The 12,379-nt window shown below is 33.5% G+C and carries 12 protein-coding genes and 1 other RNA gene; 6 read left to right on the top strand and 7 right to left on the bottom strand.

Features of this window, described 5'->3' with window-relative positions; translation table 11 throughout:
* Positions 1 to 76: 76 nt before the first annotated feature.
* The gene (locus tag GIY83_RS03445; protein WP_194619768.1) at positions 77 to 1,501 is read right to left on the bottom strand and encodes an ATP-dependent RecD-like DNA helicase; all 1,425 of its coding nucleotides are present in this window, start codon (positions 1,499 to 1,501) and stop codon (positions 77 to 79) included.
* Positions 1,502 to 1,823: 322 nt separating this feature from the next.
* On the opposite strand from GIY83_RS03445, the gene GIY83_RS03440 reads away from it, so the two are divergent.
* Both GIY83_RS03440 and GIY83_RS03435 read left to right on the top strand, forming a co-directional pair.
* Positions 1,824 to 2,645, top strand: a complete 822-nt coding sequence (locus tag GIY83_RS03440; protein WP_194619770.1) for a DUF3822 family protein — start codon at positions 1,824 to 1,826, stop codon at positions 2,643 to 2,645.
* Entirely contained in the window at positions 2,642 to 3,244 is a 603-nt protein-coding gene (locus GIY83_RS03435; protein ID WP_194619772.1) for an RsmD family RNA methyltransferase, read from the top strand. The genes GIY83_RS03440 and GIY83_RS03435 overlap by 4 nt, the downstream gene beginning before the upstream one ends.
* Positions 3,245 to 3,301: 57 nt before the next feature.
* Here GIY83_RS03435 and GIY83_RS03430 read toward each other — a convergent pair whose 3' ends face one another.
* On the bottom strand, positions 3,302 to 5,416 hold the full coding sequence (locus GIY83_RS03430; RefSeq protein WP_208684720.1) for an outer membrane beta-barrel family protein: 2,115 nt from the start codon (positions 5,414 to 5,416) through the stop codon (positions 3,302 to 3,304).
* Positions 5,417 to 5,791: 375 nt separating this feature from the next.
* On the opposite strand from GIY83_RS03430, the gene GIY83_RS03425 reads away from it, so the two are divergent.
* Entirely contained in the window at positions 5,792 to 7,150 is a 1,359-nt protein-coding gene (locus GIY83_RS03425; RefSeq protein ID WP_194619776.1) for a sensor histidine kinase KdpD, read from the top strand.
* A gap of 12 nt (positions 7,151 to 7,162) precedes the next feature.
* Positions 7,163 to 7,852: a response regulator transcription factor gene (locus tag GIY83_RS03420; protein WP_194619778.1), complete on the top strand. Its 690-nt coding sequence runs from the start codon at positions 7,163 to 7,165 to the stop codon at positions 7,850 to 7,852.
* Positions 7,853 to 7,885: 33 nt separating this feature from the next.
* Here GIY83_RS03420 and GIY83_RS03415 read toward each other — a convergent pair whose 3' ends face one another.
* Entirely contained in the window at positions 7,886 to 8,434 is a 549-nt protein-coding gene (locus tag GIY83_RS03415) for a hypothetical protein (RefSeq protein ID WP_208684718.1), read from the bottom strand.
* 224 nt (positions 8,435 to 8,658) lie between these two features.
* On the opposite strand from GIY83_RS03415, the gene GIY83_RS03410 reads away from it, so the two are divergent.
* On the top strand, positions 8,659 to 8,853 hold the full coding sequence (locus GIY83_RS03410; protein ID WP_055096600.1) for a hypothetical protein: 195 nt from the start codon (positions 8,659 to 8,661) through the stop codon (positions 8,851 to 8,853).
* Between the two features lie 5 nt (positions 8,854 to 8,858).
* Here the strand turns inward: GIY83_RS03410 and GIY83_RS03405 are convergent, their stop codons facing one another.
* The 3 genes from GIY83_RS03405 to rnpB all read right to left on the bottom strand — a co-directional run bounded on the left by GIY83_RS03405 (position 8,859) and on the right by rnpB (position 11,586).
* A complete protein-coding gene (locus tag GIY83_RS03405) occupies positions 8,859 to 9,776 on the bottom strand; it encodes a ketopantoate reductase family protein (RefSeq protein WP_194619782.1) in 918 nt (305 codons plus the stop codon).
* 210 nt (positions 9,777 to 9,986) lie between these two features.
* Positions 9,987 to 11,237: a cation:dicarboxylate symporter family transporter gene (locus tag GIY83_RS03400; protein WP_194619784.1), complete on the bottom strand. Its 1,251-nt coding sequence runs from the start codon at positions 11,235 to 11,237 to the stop codon at positions 9,987 to 9,989.
* 31 nt (positions 11,238 to 11,268) lie between these two features.
* Positions 11,269 to 11,586: RNase P RNA component class A (gene rnpB / locus GIY83_RS03395), an RNA gene on the bottom strand.
* A 123-nt stretch (positions 11,587 to 11,709) separates the two neighbouring features.
* Between rnpB and GIY83_RS03390 the strand changes: the two genes are divergently transcribed.
* Complete coding sequence (locus GIY83_RS03390) at positions 11,710 to 12,003, top strand: hypothetical protein (RefSeq protein WP_194619786.1); 294 nt, start codon at positions 11,710 to 11,712, stop codon at positions 12,001 to 12,003.
* Between the two features lie 50 nt (positions 12,004 to 12,053).
* Here GIY83_RS03390 and GIY83_RS03385 read toward each other — a convergent pair whose 3' ends face one another.
* The gene (locus tag GIY83_RS03385; protein ID WP_194619788.1) at positions 12,054 to 12,377 is read right to left on the bottom strand and encodes a nuclear transport factor 2 family protein; all 324 of its coding nucleotides are present in this window, start codon (positions 12,375 to 12,377) and stop codon (positions 12,054 to 12,056) included.
* Between the last annotated feature and the right edge of the window lie 2 nt (positions 12,378 to 12,379).

The raw sequence follows: 12,379 nt of genomic DNA, 5'->3' as shown, positions 1-12,379 counted from the left end.
ATTTTCAAACACTAATTTCACTAATTTACACTAATTCAAATCTTAAAAAATTCGTGCTAATTCGTGAAATTCGTGCTTATTCCTCAAAACTCTCGTCTTTAAATCCTATCAAATATAATTTATTTTTGGCACGCGTCATAGCCGTGTAAAGCCATCTGATGTAATCACGATCAATTCCGTTGGCCAGGTAAGGTTGTTCTATAAAAACAGTATTCCATTGTCCACCTTGCGATTTGTGACATGTAATGGCGTAGGAGAATTTTACCTGTAAGCCATTGAAATATTCGTTTTCTTTTACCTTTTGGAACTTCTTGTATTTTGTGGTTTCGCTTTCATAATCTTTCATCACCTCTTCATACAAACGATTTGATTCTTCGTAGGTTAATGATGGCGATTCACTTTTTATAGTATCTAATAACAATACCGTTTCAAAAGGTTTCTGATCCGGATAATCGACCATTCTGATTTTTACTTTGGCAAAATTGAAACCGTACAATTCCTTGATTCCGAAGAGTTCTAAAACCTCAATAATATCTCCGTTGGCAATAAATCCCGCTTCATCAGTTTCTTTGAGCCAGAAATAATTATTCTTTACCACCATCAGGAAATCACCAACCGAAAGTTCGCTTTCCTTAAATAAAATCCTCGTTCTTATTTGTTCGTTGTATTGATTCGCCCGTTTATTAGAACGAACAATAAAAGCCGTATCCTCAATGCTGTAATTGCTGTACGCCGAGTTTATAGCATCCTGAATATCATACCCATCGGTAAGACGAATAATATCCTTAAACCTCTTTACATCAAATTTAAACTCGGTGATAAAAGTATCTTTCAGTAATTCTCTCAATTCAGTTGCATTGTACAGAATCCCAGAACTTTCTTCCTGACGCATTACTTCGTCGAGTTCGATATGTTCAATTTCTTTATCATAATGCACGGCAAGAGTTTGTACATCAAGGGCAGGACTTATATCTAAATTTACCGGTGGCAACTGGGCCGTATCTCCCAAAAGAATCATTTTACAATTGGTTCCGGAATATACATATTGAATTAAATCGTCCAGAAGCGATCCGTTATCGTACAATTTCGAATCAGAATTGCTGTCTGAAATCATCGAAGCCTCATCGACGATAAAAATGGTGTTTTTATGTTTGTTTACCTGCTTGGTAAAAGCCACGCCGCCACCAGCAGATTTTTTAGGAAAATATATTTTTTTATGAATCGTAAATGCAGGCGTATTCGAATAATTGGCAATAACTTTTGCCGCGCGACCTGTTGGCGCCAGCAAAACAAACTTTTTATTAATGTCTCCCAGATTGTTTACGATTGTCGAAATGACAGTTGTTTTTCCGGTTCCTGCATATCCTTTCAATACAAAAATTGTATCGTTATGTGTATCGGTTAGGAAAATAGCGATTTTTTGAAAAAAAATATCCTGTTTATAAGTGGGCGCAAAAGGAAATCGTTTTTGTAAAACGCCGTAAAAAAGTGATGAATTCATAGGGAAAAATTGAACTACAAAGTACGGGCTTTTAAATATCAATTTCAATGTCAATTTAAAAAATCAATTTTAATCTCAATTCCAACAATTGTAACGTTTTTAAACCATATAAGTAATGCAAAGGAATTTAAGTTTTACTTCTATTGCGCTTAATTAATTATGAACTTAAATCCCTTATATGGTAAAGAAAATTTAACCGTACTTTAAAATCCAATTAAAACTGTTTTTCGAAATTGCATTTGTAATTGTTCCTTTTTAATTTGTAAGTTTGTAATCGCCTAAAATTCTTTCTTGTAAAACAGGTAACGAATTGTAAATCAATATGTCATTGCAAAATACTAATATCACTTCTAAAAATTACAAAAAGCTTTCTATTCAGGTTTCACTGAACGGATTTTCATTTTGTTGTTTTGATACTCTAAATAATACAATTACAGCTTTTAACGAAATCAATTTTGATGCTACACAAAAACCATCAAAAATTGAGGAATTATACAGCGCCGCTTTTAAAAAATATCCGGAACTAAAAGAGACTTACGACGAGATTTTAGTTATTCACAACAACAATCTTTCGACTTTTGTACCCACCGCTTTGTTTGACGAAAATTTCTTAGGAAGCTATTTACAATACAACACAAAGGTTTTTGAAACCGACTTTTTTACTTTCGATCAAATTTCAAATTACGAGATGCATTCGGTTTATATCCCCTACATCAATATCAATAACTTTTTGATTGATACAGTTGGTTCGTTTGATTACAAACATGTCAATAGTATTTTGGTCGAGAAAATTCTTGAAAGTTCTAAGAACAACGACCAGAAAAAAATGGTGGTCAATTTCAATGCCAATCATTTTGAAGTTATCGTGGTTCAAAATCAGAAATTGTTATTATTCAATTCGTTTGAATATCAGACTCCGGAAGATTTTCTGTATTATATTCTTTTTACAGCCGAGCAATTGAGTTTAAATCCGGAAAGTTTCCCGCTTGAATTATTAGGCACCATACATCAAAACGATCCGTATTATGCTATTGCTTACAAGTACGTTCGCCATATTTCGTTCTTGGATGTAAGCACATTACAAGAAAAAAACAGCTTTTCAACTGCACAAAATCAAAAACATTATATCTTATTTCAATCATGAGAATCATTTCAGGAAAATACAAAGGACGACGCATTTTTCCGCCAAAAAACCTTCCTGTAAGACCTACCACTGACATGAGTAAAGAAGCATTATTTAATGTTTTGAATAACCATTTTAGTTTTGAAGGCTTAAAGATTTTGGATTTATTTGCCGGAACAGGAAACATTAGTTACGAATTTGCTTCACGCGGAAGTGCTCCAATAACATCTGTTGATGGTGATTTCGGATGCGTAAAATTCATCAAACAAGTTTCATCAGAATACGATTTTGATATCGCTGCAACTAAAAGCGATGTGTATAAATTTTTAGACAATTGCAAAACCTCTTACGATATTATTTTTGCTGATCCTCCCTACGGATTAGATCAGGCGGCGTTTGAAAAAATTGTTCTTACGGTTTTCGAAAGAGAACTATTAAACGAAGACGGAATGATGATTATCGAGCATTCTAAATATACCAAAATGGAACACTTAAGTAACTTCTCTTTTCAGAAAAGTTACGGAGGTTCGTTTTTTAGTTTCTTCGAATTACATTCAACCGATGATGAGGAAGAACTAACCATTAAATTGAATAAAGCTACAGAAGACGACGAAGGTTAATTTTCGTTTTGTTTTTAATACATAAAAGGTCCCTTGAATTTCAGGAGACCTTTTGTTTTAATTCACGCGGCCTGAGTTTTCCTCCATACCTTTCCCTTTAAATTCAGTTTCCTTTACTTTCCCAAAAGAATACTTTATCGAAATTGAAATTTCACGATCATCAATCCAATATATTGCTTTTGAGTTGATCTTGTTTATTGTAAAAATTTCTTCTTCATTGATCTTTTTAAACACATTATTAAAATTCAGGCTGCAATTCCAGTTTTGAAAAAAAATTTTCGAAACTGCCATATCGACAATTCCTCTTGAGTTTCTTTCAAAAACTCCTTTATTTTGTTTCGTAACTCCTCTAAAACTAAAAACTGCCGTATATCCTTTAGGAAGTTTAAATTCGTTGTTTGAATAATAATATGCATACGGTTTTGATGACAAAAATACTGCAGAAGCATCTTCTATCTTCTCTGAAACTAAAACCAAAGAATTGGTTATCGTCCAGAATTTATACGCAAAAGGTACTTCGAAATCGAGAATCAACGCAGATTCTTTCTCAAAATTCACGTCCTTAAAAGTCATGATATTCAATTCTTTATCATAAAAAAAACTATTATAAACCGGATCTGTATTTTGATAATAGGTTAGCTTAACCGATTTGTTGTGATACTGAAATGTCGACGAAATTTCGTTGACAATCGTTGGATCCAGATTAATATTTCTAGCATATAAAAAATATGGATTAATATAAGTTGTTCCCTGACTTAAAGACGAATAATTGGGTCTCGAAATACTCTTTGCATAATTGATACTAATATTTTTGGTGCTGTCTATGGCGACTGAAAATTGCACTTTCGGAAAAAAAATAGTATAGTTTTTATTGATTAAAGGCGTTAGATCGGTTTTGAATTTCCCGTCTACATTGGTATTCTCGACTCTAACGCCAACCGAGAAATCGACTTTTTTAATCTTTCCGGAAAGCTGACTGTAGCCCGCCAGATTTTGCTCTTTAAAATCATAATGACTTATTTGATTTTCGCTATTTCCGTAATCAAATATATCCGAGTCTGATTTTGAATCTGCAGAAGCATACAATCCTCCTATTTCAAATTTCATTTCGTTTTTAAACTTCTTCTCAACATCAATTTTTCCTAAAAACACATTTACTTCAAATTTTTGATCCCGAAGCTGCGCCTTCTCAAACTGCGTATTGTTATAATTATTTTCAACGTTACTCCAGGATTTCTGATCAAAATTAGAATATTGCAAACCTGTAAAAACCTGTGTATCGATAGTTTTTATCTTTTTAGAATAATTTAGAAACGAGTTTATAAAATTCTTTTTATTATCATTATCACTATAGGTCACAACTTGATTTTCCAGGTCCTTATTCTTATTATCCGTTATAGTATTGATGGGAAAAATGTCTTTTTGAAGTTTACTACTTACACTAAACGAAAAATAATCATCTTCGTTTATTTTGTAAAACAGACTGCCTCCAAAAACAAATTGCCTTTTTTTAGAGTAAGCACTAACATCATATTTAGAAGCAATTTCAGCATCGGGAATTTGATAATCTATACTGTGATTTTCCCACGGCTGTAGCTGATTGTAATTCAAGTTGGCTTTCCATTCGATTTTATTCTTTTTAAAACTGGTATTGAAACCCATATAATTGTTGTACTTTTTCTTGAAAGAAGCCACCTCATAAATCTCTGTTCTAAAACCATCTTTTTTACTAAATCTTCTGGTAATCAAAATTACAGAACGACCTTCGGCCTCGTATTTAGAAGATGGATTCTGAATGATTTCAATGGTTTTAATATCAGCCACAGCCAAAGCATTCAGATCGTTCATCCCTACCTTTTGATTATCAATGTAGATTAAAGGATTTCCGCGGCCAATAACCGAAATACTTTCCTTATCAGAACTCAGCTGAACAGTTGGCAATTTTGCTACTAAATCAACCGTATTCGGAATCGAATTATAAATAGAATTGGCAACATCTACTTTTATATTTCCGTTTGTATTGGTAAACGTTTTTTTATTTTGAGAGACGGCAACTTCATTAAGTTTATTCGAAATACTGTCTTTTGGAGTTTCATTTTGTGCATATCCAAATAACGAAAGCAGGAAAAAAAACAAAAGCACGAAAAGTTTTAAGGGCAAGGAAGGGTTCATTTTTGGTTGGGTTTAAAGTTGTAATCCTGCAAAAATGCTTCTAAAAAAACGTTCCATAGGTTAATTGAAGGTTAATGGGGAGTTAATGTGCTTATTGTATCATAAAAGCATTAATTTTGAAATGGGAATAGCCCACAGGTTTTACGGGTTAAACTGGTTCACTCAGGTTTATTTTTTAACGATTTGATAAAACATATCTGTGTAAATCCGTTTGCTCAGCGTCATAAGAGCTATAGTCTCCCGCAGATTTTGCAAATTAGGGAGATTAAATTTTAATCTGCTAAAATCATTTTAAATCTGCGTGAAAAAACAAAATAAAATCTGTGTAAACCAGTTTAATCCGTGCGATTCGCGTGCCATAATTTTAAACATCAAATGAAACAAAGAATCAATTTATTAATCGCTTTTTCTGTCATCGCCTTAATCGTTTTATCAACGGTACAATGCTATTTGGTAAAAACGACTTATGATTATAAAGTGGCGCAGTTTCATACTGAAATCAAGAATGCAATTGCTCAAATCTCTAATAATTATAGCGATATAGATTCGGTACTTGTGGCTAAGAAAGAGGCACTTTACAAACAATTATCTGAAAATTATATTCACGGAAAAAATACCAAAAGCGATGTTAAAAATTATATCCTTACAAATGAATATCGGGATGTATTGACCCAAAAAATTCAGCGCAAGTTCGAAAGAGATTTACCCAACCTTAAAATAGATTTTGCTATTGTTCTGAATAAATTTGTGCTGTACCAAAATGCAAAAAAAGCAGATACTATTTTCTCTGAAAAACCTTTTATTCGAAACAAATTATATGGCAATCTAGCGTCATTAAATCATGCATTTCTCGTTAGAAATTATGTTGGAACAACAAACGGAACCTATGCCAGTCAGGATTACAAATTACTAACCGAAGATTCGATGTACATCTCGGTACTCGACTGGGAAATGATTATTTTAAGACGAATGACTTTCGTTTTAATTCTATCTCTTCTTTCTATAGCAACCCTGATAACACTTTTTGTCATAGCTATACGAGCTTTAATCAAACAGAAAAAAGTAAACGAGATCAAAACCGATTTTATTAATAATATTACACACGAACTCAAAACGCCTTTGACAACTTTGGGCATTTCGACCAAAATATTAGAACGAAAGGATATCAGGGATAATGAGGAAAATTTTAATGCAATTGTCGATACTATTTCGCGACAGAACAATCGTTTACAAAATTTGATCGATCAGGTAATGGCAAATTCTTTAGCTGAAAACGGAATCGAATTGCAAAAAGAAAAAATAGAAACAGAAGATTTTCTACTTTCCATTATACATGATTTTAAAATTACATTCCCAAAAATCAATCTTCAAACTGATTTTAAAACACACAAAACCATTTTAGCTTTAGATAAATTTCATCTGACAACCGCTTTGTTAAATGTCCTGGAAAATGCTGTAAAATATGGTTCAAATAAGATTACGATAAAAACAAGAATGATCCAAAATCAATTTTCTATTAGTATTGAAGATGACGGAATTGGAATCGAAAAGAATAAACAATCACTTCTGTTTGAAAAATTCTATCGCGTAGAACAGGGAAATCTTCATAATACAAAAGGCTTAGGTTTAGGATTGTATTATGTCGATCAGATTATAAAAGCGCATCAGGGCTCTGTTAGCGTTGTGAGCGATTTAGGAAAAGGGGCTCAGTTTACTATTTTATTAAAAGTTTAATATTACATTATTTTGAAAAAATTACTTTTAGCTGAAGACGATTTTGATTTTGCTGGAATTTTAAAAAAATATTTAGAATTGCATCAATTTGAAGTTATCTGGGCACAAAATGGAGAAATAGCTTTAGACTATTTTAAAAACCAAGCTTTTGATATTTGCATTTTTGATGTCATGATGCCAAAACTGGATGGATTTTCATTGGCTGAAAAAATAATTACGATCAATCCTGAGATTCCATTTATTTTTCTAACTGCAAGAAAGTTAAAGGAAGACAAAATCATTGGATTAAAATTAGGTGCAGACGATTACATCATAAAACCTTTTGAAGTCGACGAACTCATTCTGCGTCTAAATAACATTCTAAAGAGAATCGAGCAAAAGCGAAGTCTGAACGGAGATAATATAATTGAAATTGGTTCTTATATTTTTGATAACGAAAGATTAACCTTAAATAATAAAAATCATGTCCAGCAGCTCACAGAAATGGAGGCTTCTCTTATTGAGTACTTATATCTGAACCACAATCAGTTATTAAAGAGGGACCAGATTTTAATGTCTGTCTGGAAAAAAGATGATTATTTCTCAGGACGAAGTATGGATGTTTTTATCAGCAGGCTTAGAAAATATTTTAATTCAGATCCAAAAATCAGCATTGAAAGCACTCGAAATATTGGGTTAGAATTTAAAATAGAAAAACCTTGACAAATCAAGGTTTTTCTATTATATTCCTTTTGATTATTTCCCTATAACCCAGCCTAAAGTAACGTTGCTAACAGGTACAAATTCAGTATCGTATTTATCAAAATTTATCCCTGGACCTAAATGTACCTCAAGATTGAATCTTCCTTTGTAAGTACGTTGAAACCCCCAAAGTGCTGCTATAGTAAAGGAAGGATCGTAATTTCCGTATTTTTCATTGGTGTTTAATGACTTAAAATTATAATAAGCAGATGCCGCTACAAAGTTTCCTGAATTACGAGCGGTTCTTTTTGCTTTGGCCGCTCTTTTTTCTAAATTATAATAATGACGAAACTGTTCATTGATCGTAGGAAAAACAAACCAGCTTGATTCGCCATAATAACTGCTATAGCGATAACCAACTCCCAAGGTTACCTCAGAATAAAGTGTATTTTTTGCATCAAAACCATGCTCATACACAAAGCCCGGAAACAACATATTGATCTTAAACTGATTTTTAACAACAGCAACCGGGGCATCACTTTGAGCCTGAAGAGCATTAACAAAAAGAACAGATAAAAATAAAAACAGGCAATTTTTTTTCATGTTTGGTTTTTAATTAGGTTGCATCAAAAGTATGATTAAAACCATACAAACAAATTAAGAAACAAAATATTTTCTAACATTATAATTAATCGATAAATGAAAGCTAAAGAAAGTTATTAAATTCAGCATCAAGACTGTAAATGATATAAGTTTTAGAATCAATTGTATAACGATTTACCTCATCTACGTAATACATTTGTAATGAACATTTAAAACCAAACATCATGAACCTAAAGAGATTTTTCGGAGGACTATTAACCATCCTCGGAATTGTTGGTTTGATTTATACTGCTGTTATATTTGCAGGTACTTCAGGCGAAACGCGAGACATTAAATCATTAATTATTTACGGCATACTAGGTATAGTGTTTTTTATGTCAGGAATTAGTTTAGTGCGCGCCACAAAAGACGAAGCTTAACTTTTTTACGACAATAAAACAGTACTTATTTTTTCGTACAGCGGAGTTTTTACGCCATATTTCAAACCTTCTTCTACCACAAATTTTGTTAGTGAAGTTGCTTCTATTTTATTACCTGCCAAATAATCCCTGTGCATAGACGAAGTCGCTTCTTTAGGCGATTTTTCTAGTTTTATGATCGTCTGGTTTACAATATCATCCGGTAGTTGTAAACCTTTGGCGTTAGCAACCAATTCAATTTCCTTAAGCAATTCTATATAAACAGCTTTAGCATCAGGATTGCTTAAAATCTGACCGATATTCAGGTTCAGATAAGAAGTTGCAGAGGCCAGTGCCGAAATAAAAATGAATTTCTCCCAAACCGTTTCTTCAATATTCTCCACCAGATAACTTTCTATTTTAGCTTTCTCAAAGATACTTTGTAATTCGTTCAATTTTGAAACACAAGCCGTTTTTGATCCAAAAAACAACTTTTCATAAAAACCAATTTTACGAATTGTTCCAGGCGAAAAAATCATCGAAATAATATAAACACAACCCTGTAAAACTTCATTTTTAGGAAATAGCTCTAGGATACGTTCCGGCGCATCAACTCCATTATACAACGGAAGAATTACAGTTTCCTTAGAAATACATTGCTGCAGCGAAAGCAGACTTTCCTCGATATCATAGGTTTTGGTAGCACAAATTAAGTAATCCAATATGCCAATTTCATCCGGATTATTCGAAACCAGTTTAGGATAAACCACAGTTTCTGAATCATCAGTAATGATCTTCAATCCGCTTTCAGCGATTGCTTTTTGGGTTTGGCCACGCGCGATAAAAATAACTTCAATTTCATCAGACTTATAAAAGGCGCTCGCTAAAAGTCCGCCAAAATAACCACCTACTCCACCGAGTCCTAAAATTCCGATTCTTTTCATAGTCATTCAATAAAATGCCACGAAGGCGCTAAGTCACAAAGATACAAATCAAAAAACCATATGATTACCACCTGTAAGAAACAAAAACTTAGTGTCTTTGAGTCTTTGTGGCAAAACCATTTAAACAATAAAAAAAAACCGCATAAATCCGCGCTTTCGCGAAAGCGAATCTGTGTCATCCGCGTGCCATTCTCCGCAAAGCAAAGAAAATTATTCCTCTATAACAGGATTCAGATTCAACTCCGTAAAATCGTGTTCACTTTTCGAAATTACAATCGTTGCCACTGTATTTCCAATCAAATTGGTTATCGCCCGGGCTTCACTCATAAATTTATCAACGCCCAGTAAAAAAGCCAAACCTTCGACCGGAATTTTATGCAAAGCAGTCAAAGTCGATGCTAAAACAATAAATCCACTTCCGGTAACTCCTGCCGCACCTTTTGAGGTAATCATAAGAATACCAATTACGCTCAGTATTTCAAAAAAACTCAAATGTACATCATACAATTGCGCCAAAAATATCACCGACATCGATAAATAAATCGAAGTCCCGTCGAGATTAAAAGAATAACCAGTGGGGATCACCAATCCTACAACAGATTTACTACAACCCATTTGTTCGAGTTTTACCATAATACTGGGCAAAGCAGCCTCAGATGACGAAGTTCCCAAAACCAGTAAAAGTTCTTCTTTGATATATTTTAGAATCGAAAGTATACTAATTTTATAATATCTCAGAATGCTTCCTAAAATCAAAAACACAAACAAAGCCATTGTGAGGTAAACACACAACATTAGTTTTCCAAGCGGAATCAAAGTTCCTAATCCAAATTTTCCAATAGTGTAGGCCATTCCGCCAAAAGCACCAATCGGGGCAAGATACATTACGTATTTCAACCCAAAGAAAACCACTTTAGAAAAGCGTTCCAGAACCAGAATTGTTTGTTCTCTTTTCTTGTAAAAGTTCAAGGCAATTCCGCAAATTATCGCCGCCAATAAAACTTGTAAGGTAAAATTCGAAAAGAAAAACTCCAGCCACGAAAAGTCTTTAGCTGCACCTTTTGTATATTGGCTCGCATCCCCCAAAGTCAGGCCTGATTTATCGATTTTTCCGGGTTTAAAAAAATATGCCACTCCAACACCAATGGCCAGCGCCACTGTTGAAACCACTTCAAAATAGCCCAGCGCTTTCACACCAATTCGGCCTACTTTTTTCAGATTCCCCATTCCGGAAATTCCCAAAACAATCGTCAGGAATATAATTGGACCAATAAAAAGTTTGATTAGTGCAATAAATTTAGTGCCTAAAATTTCCATCTTCACCCCATTTTCAGGCGAAAAATGTCCCAGTAAAATTCCGGCAATAATGGCAATCAAAACCCAAAAAGTAAGATTGGTAATAATAAGCTTAAAAGTACTTTTCCTTGGTTTATTAGAAGATTTAGAAGAGGTTATATTCATGAAAATAGATTAGAGAGTTTCACAAATATATAAAAAATGCAGACCTATAAGCCGGATTCTGTCCCTGATAAATCAGAGCCTTATCATTTATCTAGATTCCGAATTACTTCGGAACTCAAGCTACCTACCCTTCAACAACGGACGAGAAGCCCTTAAATGCTGATATACTTGGTATTTCACCGCATAGAGTTTACCTGGTTTCACTACAGCATTACCTGTACATACTTTCTGTTGCACTTGTCCTTGCGTTATTTCTAACACCGACGGGTGTTACCCGCTATGCTTCTCTGTGGTGTCCGGACTTTCCTCCCTCCCGATAAATCGAGACGACGATAAGGCGGTCTGCGGCGCAAAAGTAGCGATTTATCTACTAACATTAATGATTTTAAATTTTAGATTTTAGCCTTATTATCATAACATTTTAATTTTAAAATAGTTATCTTTAAAATCCATAATTTTAAAATCAATTATCATGACAAGAATGTATCACTACGCAACTGTTTCAAAAGCTCTGGATCAATTACATGAAAAAGGATTTACTTGTGATTTTAATCTAAACTCGGACCTGATTAAAAAAAATCCTGAAAAATTTGAAATTGTACATGTGTATCGATACGAAGGGGAATCAGACCCTGGCGATGAGGCAGTTGTATACGGAATTAAATCAACATCAGGCAAAAAAGGCGTTTATGTATCAGGCTTCTCAGCCGACTCAGATCAGGAAACCGCAAAGTTTTTATTTGATTTAAGCATTAAAGGAAGGTAAATAATAAGTCGCTGAGTCTAAAGTAATTTTAAACTCAGCGACATAAAATATTAACCTGTTATTTTTAGACTTTCAATCTTGCCTCCTTTTAGTTCAAAGTGATATTTTAAAACAATCGGGCTTCCTTCAAATGTGCCGCTTACTTTTGTGGTAAGAATATTTGTTGTTTCAGTAACCAGAAATTCTAACGCTTCAAGTTGGGTTCTATACACTGCATTGGTTTTTTCATTCCATTTTTCTATCTCATTTCGGCCTTTATGAGTTTCATTTTCATCAAATACCAAGGCTGCTTCTGAAAAACATTCTGCATAAGTTTTACTGTCAAACTTTGCCTGTGCCTCTATTAAATCTGAAATTATATTCGGTAAGTTCATTT

It is taken from the genome of Flavobacterium sp. SLB02 (genome assembly GCF_009664855.1).
In the GTDB taxonomy this organism is placed as follows: domain Bacteria; phylum Bacteroidota; class Bacteroidia; order Flavobacteriales; family Flavobacteriaceae; genus Flavobacterium.
The sequence above is the reverse complement of the archived record's forward strand: the minus strand, read 5'-3'. Positions and strand labels throughout refer to the sequence as shown.

Bases quoted from the DNA above. Each gene is read 5' to 3' on its own strand.
- GIY83_RS03445 (WP_194619768.1), bottom strand. From the start codon at position 1,501: ATGAATTCATCACTTTTTTACGGCGTTTTACAAAAACGATTTCCTTTT.
- GIY83_RS03440 (WP_194619770.1), top strand. From the start codon at position 1,824: ATGTCATTGCAAAATACTAATATCACTTCTAAAAATTACAAAAAGCTT.
- GIY83_RS03435 (WP_194619772.1), top strand. From the start codon at position 2,642: ATGAGAATCATTTCAGGAAAATACAAAGGACGACGCATTTTTCCGCCA.
- GIY83_RS03430 (WP_208684720.1), bottom strand. From the start codon at position 5,416: ATGAACCCTTCCTTGCCCTTAAAACTTTTCGTGCTTTTGTTTTTTTTC.
- GIY83_RS03425 (WP_194619776.1), top strand. From the start codon at position 5,792: ATGAAACAAAGAATCAATTTATTAATCGCTTTTTCTGTCATCGCCTTA.
- GIY83_RS03415 (WP_208684718.1), bottom strand. From the start codon at position 8,434: ATGAAAAAAAATTGCCTGTTTTTATTTTTATCTGTTCTTTTTGTTAAT.
- GIY83_RS03410 (WP_055096600.1), top strand. From the start codon at position 8,659: ATGAACCTAAAGAGATTTTTCGGAGGACTATTAACCATCCTCGGAATT.
- GIY83_RS03405 (WP_194619782.1), bottom strand. From the start codon at position 9,776: ATGAAAAGAATCGGAATTTTAGGACTCGGTGGAGTAGGTGGTTATTTT.
- GIY83_RS03400 (WP_194619784.1), bottom strand. From the start codon at position 11,237: ATGAATATAACCTCTTCTAAATCTTCTAATAAACCAAGGAAAAGTACT.
- GIY83_RS03390 (WP_194619786.1), top strand. From the start codon at position 11,710: ATGACAAGAATGTATCACTACGCAACTGTTTCAAAAGCTCTGGATCAA.
- GIY83_RS03385 (WP_194619788.1), bottom strand. From the start codon at position 12,377: ATGAACTTACCGAATATAATTTCAGATTTAATAGAGGCACAGGCAAAG.